Genomic DNA, 16,873 nt, shown 5'->3' with positions numbered 1-16,873 from the left:
CGGCGGAGGCGAGCCGCGCCTCCAGGCCGACCGCCCGGACCACGCGACGGACGACACGATGGCGGACCCGGCGTCGTCGGGCGGGGCACGCACCGACCGTTAGGATCGCCGGGTGCGTCTCGTCATCGCCCGCTGCTCCGTGGACTACGCGGGGCGACTCTCGGCCCACCTCCCCCTCGCCACGCGCCTGCTCATGCTGAAGGCGGACGGCTCGCTGCTCGTGCACTCCGACGGCGGCAGCTACAAACCGCTGAACTGGATGAGCCCGCCCTGCTCGATCGAGATGGGCGAGCCGACCGAGGAGCAGGCCGAGGCCGGCATCACGCAGGTCTGGACGGTGACGCAGAAGAAGACGCAGGACAAGCTCGTCGTCAGCCTGTACGAGGTCGTCGCGGACGAGACCCACGACCTCGGCGTCGACCCCGGCCTCGTGAAGGACGGCGTCGAGGCCCACCTGCAGCAGCTCCTCGCCGAGCAGATCGAGCTCCTGGGCGACGGGCACACCCTCGTCCGCCGCGAGTACATGACGGCGATCGGGCCGGTCGACATCCTCGCGCGGGACGACGCGGGGGCGAGCGTCGCGGTCGAGATGAAGCGGAACGCGAACATCGACGCGGTCGAGCAGCTCACGCGGTACCTCGAGCTCATGAACCGCGACCCGCTGCTGCGTCCGGTGCAGGGCGTCCTCGCGGCGCAGACGGTGGCGCCGCAGGCACGGACCCTGGCCGAGGACCGCGGCATCCGCGTCCTCGTGCTCGACTACGACGCGATGCGCGGCATCGAGGGCGGGCACACCCGCTTGTTCTGACGCGCGGGGCGGGCGGCGTCGCGGAACCAGGTTCCGGACACAGCACCGTAACGTTCCGCGGTTCCGTGTCCGGAACCTGGTTCCCGCGGGGACGGCACGGCCGGGAGGCACGGTGCGGGTCCGCCCCGCCGGCCCGGTCCCAGGACGGGCGGGTCCACCGCCCCGGCTAGGCTGGGCGGGACATGACGCGCCCGTTCACCGCCATCCTCTTCGACCTCGACGGCACCATCAGCGACTCCGCTCCGGGCATCCTCGAGAGCATGACGCACACCTTCACCACCGTGGGCGTCCCCGTGCCCGACCACGCGACGCTCATGTCGTTCGTCGGCCCGCCGATCCTCGACACGTTCCGCGACGCGATGGGCATGGACGCCGAGCGGGCCGAGCACACCCTCGCCGTGTACCGCGAGCACTACCTCTCGCACGGTGCCCTCGACTCGACGATGTTCCCGGGCATCGACGTCGTGCTGCACACCCTGCACGAGGCCGGGCTGCCGATCTCGACCGCGACGAGCAAGCCGGAGACCCCGGCGACGTACATCCTCGAGCACTACGGCCTGACCGCAGACATCGACATCATCACCGGCGCGAGCGACGACGAGGTCCGCAGCTCCAAGGCCGACGTGGTCGAGGAGGCGTTGCGCCGGCTCGACGCCCGCGGGTTCGACGTCAGCCGTCCGGTGCTCGTCGGAGACCGCAAGCACGACGTCGAAGGCGCGGCGGTCCACGGCGTGCCGACGATCTTCGCGGAGTGGGGCTACGGCTCGCCGGACGAGGCCGAGGGCACCGTCGCCCGGGCCGCGACCCCGCTCGACCTCCTGCCGATCCTGCTCCCGTGACGAACTCCGTCCGCACCGGACTCCGCGGCGCCGCGTGGCTGCTCCCCGCCGCCGTCGTCCTCATCGCCCTGAACCTCCGCGGGCCGATCGTCGCGACCGCTCCGGTCATCGGCGACGTGCGGGCCGACCTCGGGCTGACCGCGAGCATCGCCGGTCTCCTGACCACCATCCCCGTCCTCTGCTTCGCCCTCGCGACGCCGTTCGCGAGCTGGGTCATCGCGAAGGCCGACCCCGAGCGCGCCGTGTCGCTCTCGCTCGTGGTCGTCCTCGCGGGCACCGTCGTCCGGTCGCTGCCCTCGTCGGTGGCCCTGCTCGTCGGGACCGCCGTCATCGGCATCGGCATCACGATCGGCAACGTGGTGATCCCGGTGGTCATCCGGCGCGACACCTCCCCGGAGCGCGTCGGACTCGTCACGGGCGTCTACACGTCGGCGCTCAACGTCGGGTCGATGATCACCTCGCTCGGCACCGCCCCGATCGCCGCGGTGTGGGGGTGGCCGGTCGCGATCGCGATCTGGGGCGTGCTCGCGGTCCTCGCCGGCATCGGGTGGACGTACACCGTCGGGGCGCGGGCAGCATGGCGGCGTCCGGTCGCGGTCGAGCCCGTCGTGGAGACCGGCCCGATCGACCAGGTGCTCGGCACGGGCTCGATCCGCACCGTCGCCGGCGACGCGGGAGCGCCCCCCGTCCGCCCCGCCCGACGGCTCATCACCTGGGGGCTCACGCTGGCGTTCGGCGGACAGGCGTTCTCGTACTACGCCCTCACCGCCTGGATCCCGACGCTGCTGCACGACGAGATCGGCTTCTCGAAGGAGTCCTCCGGCGCGAGCTCGTCGGTGTTCCAGATCCTCGCCGTCGTCGGGGCGCTCGGAGTGCCCCTGCTCGCGACGAGGTGGCGGCCCCGGGCGATCATCGCGCTCGTGGCCTTCTTCTGGCTGGCGATGCCGCTCGGGCTGCTGTTCGCACCGCAGCTCTGGTTGCTCTGGTCGGTCCTCGGCGGTGCCGCGCAGGGTGGTGGCATCACCGTCATCTTCATCGTGATCGTCCGGATCGTGTCGAGCGACGCCGACGCTCGCCGGATGTCCGCGTTCGTGCAGGGCGGCGGGTACCTGATCGGCTCCGCGGGACCACTCGTCGCGGGGAGCCTGCACGGGGCGACCGGGGACTGGACGGCGCCGTTGCTCGTCGTGCTCGTGGCGGTGCTGACGCTCGGGGTCGTGGGGACGATCGCGGCGCGACGGGTCGTCTGAGGCTCCCCACCCGGGAGGCACGGAGCGCGTCGTGACGAGCTCTCGGTGCCGTCACACTCCTCCCCGTGCGCGATCTTGCGCCCCACCTGAACGCCGCAGACGCCGCCCGCACATCACCACAGCACGATGCTCCCGTCCGCAGCCGCTCGGCAGCGAGATCGCGGCACATGGTCATCCGCGTCCGCCAAGGTCCACGGGTGGACACGCAACGACCCGCACGGTGGCGGGACCAGCACGTCAGCGCGCGGCTCGCGCTCCTCACCGTCCTGGCCGGCATGACGGTGCTCACCGGGTGGAACGCGGCTCGCGGTGGTGCGTCGAGCTTCTACGCCGCCAGCGCACGCTCGATGTCCGAGTCGTGGCCGGCCCTGCTCTCCGGGTCGTTCGACCCCTCCGCCACCGTGACCCTCGACAAGCTCAGCGGGTTCGCGGTGCCGCAGGCCGCGAGCGTCGCGGCGTTCGGCATGTCGACCGAGGCGCTCGTGCTGCCCGAGGTCGTCGCGGGACTGGTCACGGTGTGGGCGTGCGCGACCGTCGGGCTTCGCTGGGCGGGCGTCGGCACGGGGCTCGTCGCCGCCCTCGCCGCCGCGACGACCCCGGTCTTCGTCTCGATGTTCGGGCACCCGATGGAGGACGGCATGGTCACCGCGTCCCTCGCCGTGGCGCTCGTGTGCTGGCAGCGTGCGGCGATCACCGGTCGGTGGTGGCCGCTCGCCGCCGCAGGGATCGCGGTGGGTGTCGGCTTCCAGGCGAAGATGCTCCAGGCCTGGTTCGTGCTCCCCGCGCTGGTGCTCGGCACGGTGCTCGCCTCCGCCGCTCCGGACGGTGGCGTCCTGTCCCGCACACGGCGCCTCGCCCGCGCGGTCGTGCTCGGTGCGGTCTCGCTCGCGGTGTCCCTCGCGTGGGTGGTCGGGCTGACCCTGACACCGTCGGGTTCGCGCCCGTGGATCGACGGCTCGACGCAGGACAGCCCGTTCGCGATGGTGTTCGGCTACGACGGTGTCGACCGGTTCCTGCCAGGACTGGTGCCGGGAGCCGTGGTGGCGGGCACGGAACCCGGCCAGCGACACGAGCGGTTCGGCGGCCCCGGCGGGGTCACGAAGCTGCTCGACGCGCACCTGGCCTCGCAGGTCGCGTGGCTCCTGCCCGCTGCCGTCTTCGCGATCGTCGTCGGGCTCGTCGTCGTGGTGCTCCGGCGCCGCTCGTGGGCGTTCGGTGGTGCCCTCGACGCGCCGGCCGGGTCAGCGACGCTCGTGGTCCTCGTGGTCTGGCTCGTCACCGCGGCCGGGGTGCTGTCGGTCGCCAAGATCCCCCACACGGCGTACGTCGCGGCGATCGGTGTGCAGCTCGCGGTCCTCGCGGCGTTCGGCTGGCGCGGCGCGGTGGGGTTCCTCCGGTCGCACTCCCCGTGGCTCCGGGTGCTCCCGGTGCTGCTCGCCGCCGGTCAGGCGGTCTGGTGGGGTGTCCTCGCGCGCGGGACGTCGATGCCGACCGAACTCGCGCGGCCGGCGCTCGACGTCGCGACCGGCGCGCTCCTCGCGACGCTCGTCGCGGTCTCCTGGCGGCCCCGCGCGGAGCTGCGCCGCGGGGCGGACCCGCACCGTGCCTCCAGGCCGGTCGTCGCGCGCACCGCGATCGTACTGACCGCCGGACTCGCGCTCGTCGCCGGTCCTGCAGCGTTCTCGCTGCAGGCGCTCGACGCGTCGCGCGACGGCAGTGGGTCGGACGCCTCCGTCGGTGGCTGGCAGCGCGGCACCGACCGGGCGTTCCACGTCTCGCCGGCCGACTGGCAGGGCGGCACCCCGACCCCGTTCGGCCCGCAGGACCGCGCCCTCGTCGCCACGGTCCGACGGCTCGACGGCTACCGCGACGACCTGCCCCTGTTCCTCACCGACACCTGGCGGATCTCGGCCCCCGTCATCGACGCGACCGGGCTGCCGGTCCTCACCGACGGCGGGTTCAGCGAGACCGTACCGGTGTTCACCCCGACGCAGATCCGTGGGCGGATCGCGCACGGACTCCGGGTGCTCGTCGTCGAGGCAGGGGCGCCGCGCACCGATCCCGTGCTCCGCGCAGCACTCGCCGGTGGCTGCCGCGCGGTGTCAGACGTCGACCCGACCGCGGTGCCGCCGGCGCAGCCGTGGATGGTGACCCGGATCGGATGGACGGTGTGGCGGTGCGGGCTGCCCGGGCACTCGGTGGACCGCCTGCACGGGATCGTGACGCACCCGCTGCGCACGCCGGTGCACGCGCGTGCGGGCAGGACGGTCCGCGTCAGCGCTGCTCGAGGACCTCGCGCAGCGACATCGGCCGTCGGCCGGTGACCCGTTCGACGTCGGCCGACACGTGCGCGAGGGCGCCCTCCGCGATGGCCGTGTACGTGCTCACCCACGCGTCGGCCTGCCAGGGCTCCGGGTTCCAGCGCGCGCGGGAGTCGTAGGCCTCGTCGATCGTCTCAGGGTGGTACGTCACGGGAGTACCGCGGACGTCGCTCACCGTCGCCGCGGCCTGGGCGAGCGTGATCGCCGCCGGGCCGGTGAGCTCGTACGTGCGGTCGACGTGCGAGCCCGGCGACCGCAGCACCGCGGTCGCGACGCGCGCGACGTCGGCCCGTGCGACCGCCGCCATCGCACCGTCTCCGGCGGGTCCACGGATCACGCCGTCCTCGCCGACGAGGTCCTCCACGAAGTCGAGGTAGAACGAGTCGCGGAGGAACGTGTGCACCATCGAGGTCGCCCGGATCGCCTCCTCCGTCGCCCAGTGGTCGCGGCCGAGCGTGAAGGTGGAGTCGGCTGCCGCGCCGACGAACGAGGTGTAGACGACGTGTCGCACGCCTGCGGTCGCCGCGGCGCCGACGAAGGACCGGTGCTGCGCCAGTCGGTCCTGCGCCTCGGCGGCGGACACCATCAGGAGGGTGTCGACGCCCTCGAGCGCACGGCGGCTCGCCTCGGCGTCGTCGTAGGTCGCGACCGCGACCTCGGTGCGGGGCAGCTGCGGCGCCCGGGAGGCGTCCCGCACCACCATGCGGAACGGCACCTCCGCATCCGCGAGCGCGCGGGCGACGGCGCCGCCGATGTTGCCGGTGGCTCCGGTGACTGCGATGGTCATGGTCGGTCCTCTCGTCCTGCGCTGGCCCGGTCGGCCCGCGTCCGTCCGTCGATCACGTCAGTACCGTCCTGGAGGCGCGGATCACCGTGGCAGCGACCCGTGCGGCGTTCACGCCGTCGACCTCCACCGCCCACGTTCGCGCCGCGTCGTGGTCGCGGCCGTGCCGCACGTGGCGTCCGACCAGACGGTCGACGCGGACCGCGTCGTCGACGACGCAGGCCCAGGTCTCGGTGAGCAGCCCGTCGAGCTCCGACCAGGGAGCCTCGGTGTCGAGCAGGTAGTTCCCCTCGGTCACCACGAGCCGCGCACTGCTCGGGACGGCGATGCTGCCGGCGACGGGCTCGTCGACCCGGCGGTCGAAGTCCGGCGCCCAGACCACCGGCTCGTCGGCGTGGACCAGGCGCCGGACGAGTGCGACGTAGCCGCCGGCGTCGAAGGTGTCGACGGCACCCTTGCGGTCGTGCCGACCGAGGGCGTCGAGCGCGGCGTTCGCGAGGTGGAACCCGTCCATCGGGACCTGCACGGCGGCTCCGGCGCCGTGGCGGTCCACCGCGGCGGCGACGACGCGGCGTGCGAGGGTCGACTTCCCTGCGCCGGGGGCACCCGCGATCCCCAGGACCACGCGACGCCCGGTACCCGCGAGGTCGACGGCGCGCTCGACGGCCTCGTCGACGGTCATCTGCTGCTGCACCACGCGGCCATCCTCGCAGGCGCGGTGGTTCACTTGCCGCATGGTCGATGCGACGAAGGCGTTCAGCGGGTTCTCGGTGCGCGACGTCCCGGAGGCCCGGGCGTTCTACGAGGGCGTGCTCGGGGTCCCGGTGACCGAGGAGCACGGCATGCTGTCCCTGCAGGTCGGCGGGACGCACGTGCTCGTCTACCCGAAGGGTCCCGCCCACGAGCCGGCGTCGTTCACGGTGCTGAACTTCCCGGTGTCCGACATCGACGCTGTCGTCGACGAGCTGCGCGCCGCCGGGGTCGCGTTCCTGCACTACGACGGGGTCACCGACGAGCGGGGTGTGAACCGGCAGGGCGGCCCGCTGATCGCGTGGTTCACGGATCCGTCGGGGAACGTGCTGAGCGTCATCGAGGAGTAGTCGGGATGTCGTACTCCGAGGATTGGCACGCGCCGACCTGACGCACCTACGGTCTTCCGCACACGGGCGAGAGGACGAGGTGCATGAAGGTCATCCGGTACACAGACGAGGAACTGCGAGGGAAGCGCTCCGCGATCTTGGAGCAGTTCCACCTCGACGAGCGCGGATTCGCGCCGGTGCTCGCGTGGCGCGAACTCGACTGGGACGAGTACCTCGCCAACAACGAGCTGGAGAGCATCGCCTTCCTCCTGGGAGAGCAGCGGTGAGCGATCGAGAGCTCGCGCTGCACGCGGCCGCGGACCGGATGCAGGCGCTGCTCGACGGGTCACTGCCCGCACACGGCGCGCAGGCCGTCACGATCGAGGTCGGCGGCACTGCCGTGGACCGTGTCGCTGCCCTGGACGAGACCGGGTCGGTCAGCGGGTGAGCGCACCGGCCCAGGCGAGGGCGATCGGGACGAGGAGCCCGTGGCGGTGGTGGGGCAGTTCGGCGATCGGGATCCACCGGGACTCGTCCGTCGAGCCGTCGAGCTCGTCGCGGAGCGTCCCGCCCGTGACGGTGGCCCGGAACACGACCTGCACGGCCTTCATCGGACGGCCCCGGGCACCGGCGTGCATGCGTCGCTCCGCCGGGACGACGTGGTGCCGGATGCCGAGCAGCGCTCCGACGGTGGCGTCGAGCCCGGTCTCCTCCTGCACCTCGCGCACCACGGCCTGCTCGACGGTCTCGTCGAACTCGACCCCGCCGCCGGGCAGCGTCCACGTCCCCGCCTCGGGGAACCGCAGCTTCGCGAGGAGCACCCGGTCGCCCTCGGTGATCACGGCGTAGGCCGCGAGCCGGGTGTCGTAGTCCGTGTACTCCATCACCCGACCATGCCAGGAACGCGAGCCGGACTCGTTCAGCCGCGCCGTGCCTCCCGGCCGGTGTCCCGGGGGGTCAGACCCGCGCGACCGTTCTCCACCCGACCCGCAACCGGGCGACCGCCCGGTCGAACGCGTCGAGCACCTCGGTGTCGTCGCGGAGCACGGCCTGCAACTGCAGGCCCTCGTAGAGCGCCACGAGCTGCTCGGCCGCGTGACGCGCCGTCGTCCCGCGCGGCTCTCGTCCGGCGACGACGTCGCGCGCGAGGCCGAGCGTGACGTCGTCGAACGAGTGCGCGTACTGCGCGCGGAACCAGCCCTCGGCGGGGTGGCCCGGCGTCGATGCCGCGCTGAGGAGCGCGATCCGCAACCGGACGAGCGACGGCTCGTCGAGGCCCGCCTGCAGCCGAGCACGGAGGTAGGCGACCACCCCGTCCTGCTCGGCGACCTGCCGCAGCTCCCGGCGACTCCCGTTGTTCCAGCGGTCCATCACCGCGACGATCAGGAGGTCCCAGAGCGGGTAGGCGCGTCGGACGTCCTCGACGTCGACCTCCGCGGCGCAGGCGATCTCCGCGTACCCGACCGTGTGGAAGTCACCGGACCGGTACGCCACGATGGCTCCGTCGACGACGCGGGACCGCAGCTCGGCTTCTGGTTCGGGCATGCCGTCGATCCTGTCCCGAGCCACCGGTGAGGAGCACCGCCCAGTCCGGGGGGTCAGTCCCGGTCGAAGGCGATCGTGTCGTCGTCGTCCGCGACGACGCGGCCGGTCCGCGCGAACTCCGCCCACACCGCCCGGATCCGGCGCCCCCGTTCCTCGACGACGGGCCAGTCCCGCTCGGGTACGAACGCCGCTCCGGCCCACCCGGACCGGCCGCCGAGCAGCATCGGGAGGTCGCTCATGTGGACGGCACCGGTCGGGCGCGCGGTCGCCCCGCGCAGCAGCCGGTACGAGGTGGCGTGTCCGCCGGCAGCCCGGTGCCGGTCGCGGAACCGGCGGACGTCGCGGCCGTAGATCACCTCGGACAACGGTCGGACGAGCAGCCACCGCACCAGGGCACGCAGGGGACGGCTCCGGGTGGCGGCGGCGAGCGCGGGGACCGCGCGGACGAACATCGCCGCCTCGTCGACGGCGGACCCGATGAGGACGTCCACCCGGGGCGCGACCGCGCGCCACGCGTCGGCAACCCGGGACTCGGCCGGCAGCGGGTCGTGGCCGTACTGGGTCCCGAAGGGCATGCCGCCGCGGAGGCCGAAGGGCGCACCCGCCTCCGTGCCGAGCCGCTGGCGCTCGAGCACGTCCTCCAGCGGTGTGGTCGCCTCGATGGTCCCGACGGCCCGCAGCACGGCGCGGCTCATCCGCGCACGGCGACGGGAGATGCCGAGGGGTGCGCTCTGGATGATCGCCCGGCGGAACAGCCCCTCGGTGCCGCTGCTGATCATGAGGTGCGCGATCGCGTCGCCGCCCGCCGACTGCCCGAACAGCGTGACGGTGTCCGGGTCCCCGCCGAAGGACCGGATGTTCGTCCGGACCCAGCGCAGGGCCTCGACCAGGTCGAACAGGCCGAGGTTCGCGGGGACCCGTTCGCCGTCTCCGAGGAACCCGAGCACACCGAGCCGGTACGTCACGGACACGACGACCACGCGCTGCTCGGCCACGAGGTCGTGCGCGTCGTGGATGGGCAGGTCGCCGCCGCCGATCACGTACGAGCCGCCGTGCACCCACACCATGACGGGGAGCCGTTCGTCCGGACGCACGTCGACGGGAACCGTGACGGTCAGCCGCTGGCAGTCCTCGTCGACGGCCAGGTGCTGCATCGGCGGCAACAGCTCGTCGACGAACGCGGCGGACGGTTGCGGCGGGACCGATGCGGGGATGACCGCGGCGAACGGAGCAGCGAAGGCCGGCGCCGGTCGCGGTCGGCGGAAGCGTTCGGCGACGGCGTACGGGATCCCCTGCGCTCGGACCACGTCGCCGTCGACGCGGGCCTCGACGGTGCCGACCGGGGTGTCGAACGTGCGCAGGTCGGTCATGTCGTCCACGCTACCGAGGACGGTCGACGTCCACCGACGTCACCGAGGACGGTCGACCTCGACCGGCACCGCGTCCTCGACGGCGACCGGGCGGAGGGACCCGGACGCCGCGAACGCCGCGACGAACAGCACGGCGACGAGCCAGAGCGCCGTCAGTGCTCCGACGTGCTCGGCGATCGTGCCGACGACGGGCGGCCCTGCGAAGTTCGCGAAGTAGCCGATCGACGCGACGACGCTGACCCGAGCCGCCGGGTCGGAGCCGCTCTGCGCCGCCGCGGACATGCCGAGCGGGAACCCCATCGACACCCCGACGGCCCAGAGCACGACGCCGGGCACCGTCACCCACGCTGACGGACCGAGGATGAACAGGACCGCTCCGAGGATCCCGAGGATCGTCGTGACCCGGATCGTCCGGACGCGTCCGAGCCGGTCGACGACGGGTCCGGCGAACACCCGGGTGATCGCTTCCGACACCGCGAACACGGTGAAGAACAGCGCGCCGACCGCGGCCGGTGCCCCGTGACCGTCGGTGGTCGCGAGGGCGAGCCAGTTGTTCGCGGACCCCTCTCCGAGTTCGACGCCGAGCATGACCACGCCGATGAGCAGGAGGCGGACGTCCGCCCACCCGCGCGCCCACCGCCGGAGCCGCTGACCGGGCGTCAACGTGGAGTCGGCGACCTCGGCGCGGCTGCCGTCCGGAACCGCACGCATGGCGAGCACGCCGACCACGAGGATGACGACCGCCTGGGCGATCAGCTGCTGGGACACGGTGACACCGAGCCAGGCGCAGAGGGCGGCGATCCCGGCCCCGAGCGCTGCTCCGCCGGACCACGCCGCGTGCATGAGCGGCAGCAGCGTCCGTCCGGCGCGGATCTCGATCGCGGTGCCCTCGACGTTGGCCATGACGTCGAGCGACCCGATCCCGGCGCCGGCGACCACGAAGCCGACGGCGGCCAGGGGTGCCGAGTGCGCCGCAGCGGCGACCCCGACGACGGCGACGGCGACCGGGACGACCACCGCCACCGCGGTCAGCGATCGTCGGCCTCCGAGACGCCGCAGGAGCGGGGCCGCGCCGAGGAGCCCGGCGACCGAGCCCACCGTGACCCCGGCGAGCATCGCACCGATCGTGCCGACGTCGACCCCGAGGTCCGCTCGCAGCTCCGGCAGGCGCGGTCCCCAGGACGTGAGGCTCACGCCCCCGATGGCGAACGCGACGATGACCGCGTTCCGCCAGCGGGCGAGGGCGAGGGCGGGAGCGTCGACGGCGACCGGGGGCACCCGTCCATCGAACCCGCTCGACCGGGACCACTGCAAGCGGACCGACCAGGTGCGCGCAACACGGCGACGAAAACTACCCAGCGGGTGGTTTTTCCGGTAGCGTCGTCCTCGATCTCGCCGTGGAGCATCGCTCCTCTGCGGGCTGCGACGACCAGGCCGCGACGACACCGTCGCGGCGACCAGCGCCGCGACACCAGTCAGGACCGAAGGAGCCTCTGCAATGCCCACCACCTCTGTGCAGCTCTACTCGCTGCGCGACGCCATCGCCGAAGACCTCGACAAGGCCATCGCCCGGGTCAGCGAGATCGGCTACGAGAACGTCGAGCCGTACGCGTTCGTCGAGCGTGTCGACGACCTCGAACGGGCACTGCAGGCCAACGGTCTCAAGGCGCCGTCCGGCCACGTCGCCGTGATCGACGCCGAGGACACCGCTCCGATCTGGGACGCCGCGAAGCGCCTCGGCATCGAGACCGTCATCGACCCGTTCATCCCGACCGACCGCTGGCAGACCGCCGACGACGTGAAGAAGATCGCGGACCGCGTCAACCAGCTCACAGTTGAGGCGGCCGGCCACGGGCTGAAGTTCGGCTACCACAACCACCAGTGGGAGTTCACGAACAAGGTCGACGGTCGCACCGTCTACGACCTGTTCGTCGAGCAGCTCGCACCGGAGACCGTGCTCGAGGTCGACACCTTCTGGGCGACCGTCGGCGGCGCAGACGCCCCCGCCGTGCTCCGGTCCCTCGGTGACCGCGTCGTCGCGATCCACGTGAAGGACGGCAAGGTCGACGGTGACATCCTCACCGCCCTGCCCTCCGCGGAGAGCGCCCTCATCGTCCCCGAGGCGCTCCAGCGTGCGTTCGAGAACCAGAAGCCGGCGGGCCAGGGCGACGTCGACGTCGCGGGCATCCTCGCCGCCGCGCCGCAGGCCATCCGCGTCGTCGAGTTCGACGCCTACGCCGGTGACGTCTTCGAGGGCATCACCGAGTCGCTGCAGTGGCTGCGCGAGCACGACACCGCCGGGAGCGCCGCGTGAGCCGCGTCGGCGTCGGCATCATCGGTGCCGGCAACATCTCCGACCAGTACCTGACGAACCTCACGCAGTTCGCCGACGTCGAGGTCCTGTTCGTCGCCGACCTCATCCAGGAGCGCGCGAAGTCCCAGGCCGAGAAGTACGGCGTCCCGTCGTACGGCACGGTCGAGGAGCTCCTCGCCCGGGACGACATCTCCATCGTGGTGAACATCACGATCCCGGCCGAGCACGCGAAGGTCGGCCAGCAGATCATCGCCGCCGGCAAGCACACCTGGAGCGAGAAGCCGGTCGCCACCACGGCCGAGGACGCGCAGGACCTGCTCGCCTCCGCCGAGGCGGCCGGAGTCCGCTACGCCACGGCGCCGGACACCGTGCTCGGTGCGGGCATCCAGACGGCGATCCGCGCCATCGCCCGCGGTGACATCGGCACCCCGCTCACCGCGACGACGATGTTCCACGTGCCCGGCCCGGACCAGTGGCACCCGGACCCCGAGTTCCTCTACGCCCAGGGCGCCGGCCCGCTGTTCGACATCGGCCCGTACTACGTCACGACCCTGCTCCACGCGTTCGGCTCCGCCTCGCGCGTGCAGGCCGTGTCGTCGAAGTCGCGTGAGACCCGCGTGATCGGTTCGGGTCCCCGTGCCGGCACCGAGTTCCCGGTCGAGGTGCCCACGCACCACGCCGCGCTCATCTCGTTCGCCGACGGGCAGTCCGCGCAGACGACGCTGTCGTTCCAGCACGCCCTGCCCCGCAACGGCTTCGTCGAGATCAACGGTTCCGAGGGCACGATCGTGCTGCCGGACCCGAACGTCTTCGACGGCGACAGCACGCTGTGGTTGCTCGGCAAGGACGAGCCGACCACGCTGGCGCACAAGGGCTCGACCTGGGGTCGTGGCACGGGCGTCGTCGAGATGGCCCGCGCGATCGCCGAGGGCCGCCCCGAGCGTGCCTCCGGCGCCGTCGCGTCGCACGCGCTCGACGTCATGCTCGGCATCCGCGACGCGGCCGAGTCCGGCCAGGCCGTCGAGATCGCCTCGCGCATCACGAAGCCGGAGCCGCTGCCCGAGGACTTCGACCCCGCCGCCGCGGTCCTCGCGGAGGGCGTGAACGCCTAGTCGCGCACACGAGGAGGGGCCGGTTCCGCCAGGGACCGGCCCCTCCGTCGTGTCCGCGGTCGGCATCGTCGGCCGGGAGGCGCGGCTCGCCTCCGCCGGGTCACCAGCGTCGGCAGCCAGGATGGTGGGACACCGCCGACCGGTGGACGAGCAGGAGGGCAGACCATGCCAGCACCCACGACCGACACGGAGGTCACCTACCCCGCCGGTGCCCTGACGAGCGAGGGGACCGTGGTGTCGGTCGAGCCCGCGGGCGACGACCGGTGGGCCGTGTTCCTCGACCGCACGGCCGCGCACCCCGTCGACACCGCCTGGCCGGACCAGCCCGCCGACCGCGTGACGCTCGCGACCGCCGAAGCCCGGTTCGACGTCGTCGAGGTGCGGGTCGCCGGCATCGAGGACGGCGTCGTCCACATCGGTGACGACCTGCACGTGCGGACCGGCACCGACGGGTGGGTCTTCGCGGTCGCGCACGTCGTCCAGGGAGACGCCCCGCAGGTCGGCGACCGGGTCACGGTGACCGTCGACCCGGATCTCCGTGCAGCGCTCAGCGTCGCCCACAGCGCCTGCCACCTCGCCGCCCTGGCACTCGACGCCGTCCTGGCCGACCACTGGTCGAAGCCGGTGTCGGAGGACGCCCTCGGCCATCCCGCGTTCGACTCGCTCGCGATCGTCCGGTCCTCCATCCACGAGTACCGCTCCGAGGACGAGTACCGGATCGGGAAGTCCCTCCGGAAGAAGGGTCTCGACCCGGCCGCGTTCGACGACGCCGACGCCATCGCCGCGCGCGTGACGGAGCAGCTCCGCGCCTGGACCGCCACCGGGGGCGCGATCCGGGTCGTCGCCGAGGGCGTCGGGCTGTCCGCCCGTCGGTACTGGACGTGCGAGCTCCCGGAGGGCGTCGCCGCGATCCCGTGCGGTGGGACCCATCCGGACGACCTCGCGGAGCTGGTCGACCCTGCGGTCGCGATCGTGGTCGAGGACGTCCCCGGTGCCCGGCTCATCACGATGAGGACGACCGTCACACCCCGCTGAGCGTTCAGCCGGAGCGCGGGACCAGTCGTTCGAGCATCCGGAGCACACGCTCGCCGTCGACGGCCTCCGGGTCGAGCAACCACTGCACCTGCAGGCCGTCCGACGCCGCGATGCTGAGGCTCGCGAGGTCGACCGCGTCGATGTCCTCGCGGATGCGCCCGGCGGCCTGGTCGGCCCGGATCCACTCGGCGAGCTCGGCGCGGAGGGACGCGAAGCGCTCTCGCATGAACTCCCGCGTGACCGGGTGGCCCTCGCCGACGGCGTCGGCCGAGAGGGTCGTGTAGAGCTGCACGAGCCCCGGGACCGCACGGTTGCGGACGGCACTGTCCCGCATGTCACCGATCGCGGACTTGTCGCGTCCGGGGTCGGCCTGCGAGCGGACCTCGTGCTCGTGGTAGACCGCGAGCAGCAGCTCGTCCCGGCTCGGGAAGTAGTGGCGGAGCGCGGCGTGCGTGATCCCGAGCGCCTCGGCGACCGACCGGAGCGACGACGCGTCGACCCCCTGCTCGGCGACCATGCGGATCATCTCGTCGAGGATCTGCGCCCGGCGTTCGGCACCCTTGCGGTACCCGCGTCGCTGCGGGACCGCGTCGTCCTCCAGCGGGGTGGTCACCCCGCCAACTTACCGCTGGAAGGTTTTCCACGCGACCACTCGACCGCTCGACCACTCGATCAAGCGACCGGGCGACCGCGGAACCGAGCGTGCGGCTGGTGGGCCGTGCGCTCGGCGACTCAGTGCGCGTCGGCCGGGACGGTGTACTCGTCCTCCGGGACCGGTGAACCGGCCGCGAGCGCGTCCACGATCGCCGAGAGCGACCGAGCAAGGACCTCGTTGTCGTGGTCGGACAGGCCGTCGAGCACGCCCACCACCGCTTCGTGGAACGAGGCGTAGGAGACGCCGATCTTCGCCGCTGCCTGCTCGGTCGGCTCGAGGACCTGCTGCCGACGGTCCGTCGGGTGCGCGGCCCGCACGAGGTCGCCCGACGCGACGAGTCCGTCGACGAGCTTGGTGACGGACGCGTTGGACACCGACAGCATCACCGCGAGGTCCTTCGGTCCCATCGGACGCTCGTCGCGGTGCGCCTGGAGCAGGTACCGGAGCGCGAGGGACTCGTTCTTCGTCAACCCGGTCTCGACGCGAGCGGCCTCGATCTGCTGCTCCTCGGCGTGCTGCAGTCGGAGCAGTGCGTCGACGGCGGTCTTGGCGGCGGCCGCGCGGGGCTGGCGGGCGTAGAGGTGGGCGTGCTCGCGGCGAACGACGGTCAACGGCATGCGGTCATGCGCTCCTGGTCAGACGAGGGGTGCCGAGAAGAAGTCGGCGTAGGACGGTTCGGTCTGCTCCGAGAGCAGTGACGGGTCCTCGATCCGCCGCTGGACGAAGGCGTCGATGACGGCCGGGTCGGTCAGGCCCACGCGGGGGTGGCTCCGGCCGCTGGCTGCGAGTCGCGGCATCCCCGTGTACGTGCTGCGCATCTCTGATACCGCCTTCCTGCTGTGGTCGAGGTGTCCGAGTGGACGCTCGAACTCTTTCACGGCGTGAACGGTTTGTGCAACGAACAGTTTCCGTTCTGGACGTTTCGCGCACTGAACCAGTCGGACGGTGCTCCCAGGAAGCTCCGAGCGCTTTTTTGGCACTCTCCGGGTCCGAGTGCTAGAACGGATGGCAGTTGAGTCGAGGGGACTCAACCAGAACCACCACGAAGGAGTTGACGACGATGACGATGAACTTCGACCCGTTCCGCGAGCTCGACCGCCTCGCCGGCTCCCTGCTCGGGAGCGCCGGCGGACCGCGTTCGATGCCGATGGACCTGTACCGCACCGGGGACCACTACGTCCTCGACGTCGACCTGCCGGGCATCGACCCGGGCAGCGTCGACGTCGACGTGGACGGCTCGGTCCTCACGATCCGTGCCGAGCGGACCCTCGGCGCCCCGGAGGGCTCGCAGTGGATCACGCGCGAACGGCAGCCCGGTACGTTCGTCCGGCAGCTGACCCTCGGTGACCACCTCGACGCCGGACGCATCACCGCGAACTACGACAACGGCGTGCTGAGCATCACGATCCCGGTCAAGGAGTCGGCGAAGCCGCGCAAGATCGAGGTCGCGGTGGGCAGCGGCTCGCAGCAGCTCGCCGTCGGCGGCCGGACTGCCGAGTAGGCCGGGGGCGCGATGGCAGGACTGTTCGACGCACTGCTCGCGATCGCGGCCGTGACCGCAGTGCTCACCACGACGAGTCTCGACCGGCGGATCGCCCTGGTGCTCGGAGCGGCCGGCAGCACGGTCGGATCGTTCCTGGCCTGGGTGGTCGCGCCGACCGCCTTCTCCGGGCTCGTGCCGTGGGTCGCCGCCGTCCTCGGGACGGCGGCGCTCACGGCCGGATGGAGCGTCGTCCGGCTCTAAGACGGCGTCTTCGCGCC

General features: G+C 72.6%; 21 protein-coding genes. 12 read left to right on the top strand and 9 right to left on the bottom strand.

Features of this window, described 5'->3' with window-relative positions; all coding sequences use genetic code 11:
* The first annotated feature begins 112 nt into the window (after positions 1 to 112).
* The 4 genes from nucS (at position 113) to ACSW7Y_RS09900 (ending at position 5,221) form a co-directional block, all read left to right on the top strand.
* Complete coding sequence (gene nucS, locus ACSW7Y_RS09915) at positions 113 to 808, top strand: endonuclease NucS (protein WP_438126130.1); 696 nt, start codon at positions 113 to 115, stop codon at positions 806 to 808.
* A 182-nt stretch (positions 809 to 990) separates the two neighbouring features.
* On the top strand, positions 991 to 1,647 hold the full coding sequence (locus tag ACSW7Y_RS09910) for an HAD hydrolase-like protein (protein WP_438126129.1): 657 nt from the start codon (positions 991 to 993) through the stop codon (positions 1,645 to 1,647).
* On the top strand, positions 1,644 to 2,897 hold the full coding sequence (locus ACSW7Y_RS09905) for an MFS transporter (protein WP_438126128.1): 1,254 nt from the start codon (positions 1,644 to 1,646) through the stop codon (positions 2,895 to 2,897). Before ACSW7Y_RS09910 ends, ACSW7Y_RS09905 begins: the two co-directional genes overlap by 4 nt.
* A 197-nt stretch (positions 2,898 to 3,094) precedes the next feature.
* A complete protein-coding gene (locus ACSW7Y_RS09900) occupies positions 3,095 to 5,221 on the top strand; it encodes an ArnT family glycosyltransferase (protein ID WP_438126127.1) in 2,127 nt (708 codons plus the stop codon).
* Here the strand turns inward: ACSW7Y_RS09900 and ACSW7Y_RS09895 are convergent.
* Together ACSW7Y_RS09895 and ACSW7Y_RS09890 are read right to left on the bottom strand one after the other, a co-directional pair.
* Positions 5,172 to 6,005 carry an NmrA family NAD(P)-binding protein gene (locus tag ACSW7Y_RS09895; protein ID WP_438126126.1) on the bottom strand — a complete coding sequence of 278 codons (834 nt, stop codon included), beginning with the start codon at positions 6,003 to 6,005 and terminating at the stop codon, positions 5,172 to 5,174. The two genes, ACSW7Y_RS09900 and ACSW7Y_RS09895, sit on opposite strands and share 50 nt — an antisense overlap.
* Before the next feature lie 52 nt (positions 6,006 to 6,057).
* Positions 6,058 to 6,699, bottom strand: a complete 642-nt coding sequence (locus tag ACSW7Y_RS09890) for a nucleoside/nucleotide kinase family protein (RefSeq protein ID WP_438126125.1) — start codon at positions 6,697 to 6,699, stop codon at positions 6,058 to 6,060.
* 37 nt (positions 6,700 to 6,736) lie between these two features.
* Here ACSW7Y_RS09890 and ACSW7Y_RS09885 point away from each other — a divergent pair, with 37 nt between their 5' ends.
* The 3 genes from ACSW7Y_RS09885 to ACSW7Y_RS09875 all read left to right on the top strand — a co-directional run bounded on the left by ACSW7Y_RS09885 (position 6,737) and on the right by ACSW7Y_RS09875 (position 7,529).
* A complete protein-coding gene (locus ACSW7Y_RS09885) occupies positions 6,737 to 7,102 on the top strand; it encodes a VOC family protein (protein ID WP_438126124.1) in 366 nt (121 codons plus the stop codon).
* A gap of 83 nt (positions 7,103 to 7,185) precedes the next feature.
* The gene (locus ACSW7Y_RS09880) at positions 7,186 to 7,368 is read left to right on the top strand and encodes a hypothetical protein (protein WP_438126123.1); all 183 of its coding nucleotides are present in this window, start codon (positions 7,186 to 7,188) and stop codon (positions 7,366 to 7,368) included.
* On the top strand, positions 7,365 to 7,529 hold the full coding sequence (locus ACSW7Y_RS09875) for a hypothetical protein (RefSeq protein WP_438126122.1): 165 nt from the start codon (positions 7,365 to 7,367) through the stop codon (positions 7,527 to 7,529). Before ACSW7Y_RS09880 ends, ACSW7Y_RS09875 begins: the two co-directional genes overlap by 4 nt.
* Here the strand turns inward: ACSW7Y_RS09875 and ACSW7Y_RS09870 are convergent.
* The 4 genes from ACSW7Y_RS09870 to ACSW7Y_RS09855 all read right to left on the bottom strand — a co-directional run bounded on the left by ACSW7Y_RS09870 (position 7,519) and on the right by ACSW7Y_RS09855 (position 11,274).
* The gene (locus tag ACSW7Y_RS09870; RefSeq protein ID WP_438126121.1) at positions 7,519 to 7,965 is read right to left on the bottom strand and encodes an NUDIX hydrolase; all 447 of its coding nucleotides are present in this window, start codon (positions 7,963 to 7,965) and stop codon (positions 7,519 to 7,521) included. The two genes, ACSW7Y_RS09875 and ACSW7Y_RS09870, sit on opposite strands and share 11 nt — an antisense overlap.
* 73 nt (positions 7,966 to 8,038) lie before the next feature.
* Positions 8,039 to 8,626, bottom strand: a complete 588-nt coding sequence (locus ACSW7Y_RS09865) for a hypothetical protein (RefSeq protein ID WP_438126120.1) — start codon at positions 8,624 to 8,626, stop codon at positions 8,039 to 8,041.
* Positions 8,627 to 8,679: 53 nt separating this feature from the next.
* On the bottom strand, positions 8,680 to 9,996 hold the full coding sequence (locus tag ACSW7Y_RS09860; protein WP_438126119.1) for a carboxylesterase family protein: 1,317 nt from the start codon (positions 9,994 to 9,996) through the stop codon (positions 8,680 to 8,682).
* A gap of 39 nt (positions 9,997 to 10,035) precedes the next feature.
* Positions 10,036 to 11,274, bottom strand: a complete 1,239-nt coding sequence (locus tag ACSW7Y_RS09855) for an MFS transporter (RefSeq protein ID WP_438126118.1) — start codon at positions 11,272 to 11,274, stop codon at positions 10,036 to 10,038.
* Between the two features lie 220 nt (positions 11,275 to 11,494).
* Here ACSW7Y_RS09855 and ACSW7Y_RS09850 point away from each other — a divergent pair, with 220 nt between their 5' ends.
* From ACSW7Y_RS09850 to ACSW7Y_RS09840, 3 genes are all read left to right on the top strand, one after another.
* Positions 11,495 to 12,310 (top strand): sugar phosphate isomerase/epimerase family protein, encoded by an 816-nt coding sequence (locus tag ACSW7Y_RS09850; RefSeq protein WP_438126117.1) that lies wholly within the window; start codon positions 11,495 to 11,497, stop codon positions 12,308 to 12,310.
* Entirely contained in the window at positions 12,307 to 13,422 is a 1,116-nt protein-coding gene (locus ACSW7Y_RS09845; protein WP_438126116.1) for a Gfo/Idh/MocA family protein, read from the top strand. Before ACSW7Y_RS09850 ends, ACSW7Y_RS09845 begins: the two co-directional genes overlap by 4 nt.
* 165 nt (positions 13,423 to 13,587) lie before the next feature.
* Positions 13,588 to 14,457: a metal-dependent hydrolase gene (locus tag ACSW7Y_RS09840; protein ID WP_438126115.1), complete on the top strand. Its 870-nt coding sequence runs from the start codon at positions 13,588 to 13,590 to the stop codon at positions 14,455 to 14,457.
* A gap of 4 nt (positions 14,458 to 14,461) precedes the next feature.
* Here the strand turns inward: ACSW7Y_RS09840 and ACSW7Y_RS09835 are convergent, their stop codons facing one another.
* From ACSW7Y_RS09835 to ACSW7Y_RS09825, 3 genes are all read right to left on the bottom strand, one after another.
* Positions 14,462 to 15,070 (bottom strand): TetR/AcrR family transcriptional regulator, encoded by a 609-nt coding sequence (locus ACSW7Y_RS09835; RefSeq protein WP_438126114.1) that lies wholly within the window; start codon positions 15,068 to 15,070, stop codon positions 14,462 to 14,464.
* 119 nt (positions 15,071 to 15,189) lie between these two features.
* Entirely contained in the window at positions 15,190 to 15,729 is a 540-nt protein-coding gene (locus ACSW7Y_RS09830) for a MarR family winged helix-turn-helix transcriptional regulator (protein WP_438126113.1), read from the bottom strand.
* Positions 15,730 to 15,747: 18 nt separating this feature from the next.
* Entirely contained in the window at positions 15,748 to 15,930 is a 183-nt protein-coding gene (locus ACSW7Y_RS09825; RefSeq protein WP_438126112.1) for a hypothetical protein, read from the bottom strand.
* 242 nt (positions 15,931 to 16,172) lie between these two features.
* On the opposite strand from ACSW7Y_RS09825, the gene ACSW7Y_RS09820 reads away from it, so the two are divergent.
* Together ACSW7Y_RS09820 and ACSW7Y_RS09815 are read left to right on the top strand one after the other, a co-directional pair.
* Positions 16,173 to 16,613, top strand: a complete 441-nt coding sequence (locus ACSW7Y_RS09820; RefSeq protein ID WP_438126111.1) for an Hsp20/alpha crystallin family protein — start codon at positions 16,173 to 16,175, stop codon at positions 16,611 to 16,613.
* 12 nt (positions 16,614 to 16,625) lie between these two features.
* A complete protein-coding gene (locus ACSW7Y_RS09815; RefSeq protein ID WP_438126110.1) occupies positions 16,626 to 16,856 on the top strand; it encodes a hypothetical protein in 231 nt (76 codons plus the stop codon).
* The last annotated feature ends 17 nt before the right edge of the window (positions 16,857 to 16,873 follow it).

Source organism: Curtobacterium flaccumfaciens (assembly GCF_051548005.1).
Lineage (GTDB): Bacteria > Actinomycetota > Actinomycetes > Actinomycetales > Microbacteriaceae > Curtobacterium.
This window is presented reverse-complemented; position numbering and strand designations above follow the sequence as displayed.

Excerpts from the sequence above, each read along its gene's own strand:
- ACSW7Y_RS09910 (WP_438126129.1), top strand. The coding sequence starts at position 991 with ATGACGCGCCCGTTCACCGCCATCCTCTTCGACCTCGACGGCACCATC.
- ACSW7Y_RS09895 (WP_438126126.1), bottom strand. The coding sequence starts at position 6,005 with ATGACCATCGCAGTCACCGGAGCCACCGGCAACATCGGCGGCGCCGTC.
- ACSW7Y_RS09885 (WP_438126124.1), top strand. The coding sequence starts at position 6,737 with ATGGTCGATGCGACGAAGGCGTTCAGCGGGTTCTCGGTGCGCGACGTC.
- ACSW7Y_RS09880 (WP_438126123.1), top strand. The coding sequence starts at position 7,186 with ATGAAGGTCATCCGGTACACAGACGAGGAACTGCGAGGGAAGCGCTCC.
- ACSW7Y_RS09870 (WP_438126121.1), bottom strand. The coding sequence starts at position 7,965 with ATGGAGTACACGGACTACGACACCCGGCTCGCGGCCTACGCCGTGATC.
- ACSW7Y_RS09865 (WP_438126120.1), bottom strand. The coding sequence starts at position 8,626 with ATGCCCGAACCAGAAGCCGAGCTGCGGTCCCGCGTCGTCGACGGAGCC.
- ACSW7Y_RS09860 (WP_438126119.1), bottom strand. The coding sequence starts at position 9,996 with ATGACCGACCTGCGCACGTTCGACACCCCGGTCGGCACCGTCGAGGCC.
- ACSW7Y_RS09850 (WP_438126117.1), top strand. The coding sequence starts at position 11,495 with ATGCCCACCACCTCTGTGCAGCTCTACTCGCTGCGCGACGCCATCGCC.
- ACSW7Y_RS09840 (WP_438126115.1), top strand. The coding sequence starts at position 13,588 with ATGCCAGCACCCACGACCGACACGGAGGTCACCTACCCCGCCGGTGCC.
- ACSW7Y_RS09830 (WP_438126113.1), bottom strand. The coding sequence starts at position 15,729 with ATGCCGTTGACCGTCGTTCGCCGCGAGCACGCCCACCTCTACGCCCGC.
- ACSW7Y_RS09825 (WP_438126112.1), bottom strand. The coding sequence starts at position 15,930 with ATGCGCAGCACGTACACGGGGATGCCGCGACTCGCAGCCAGCGGCCGG.
- ACSW7Y_RS09820 (WP_438126111.1), top strand. The coding sequence starts at position 16,173 with ATGACGATGAACTTCGACCCGTTCCGCGAGCTCGACCGCCTCGCCGGC.
- ACSW7Y_RS09815 (WP_438126110.1), top strand. The coding sequence starts at position 16,626 with ATGGCAGGACTGTTCGACGCACTGCTCGCGATCGCGGCCGTGACCGCA.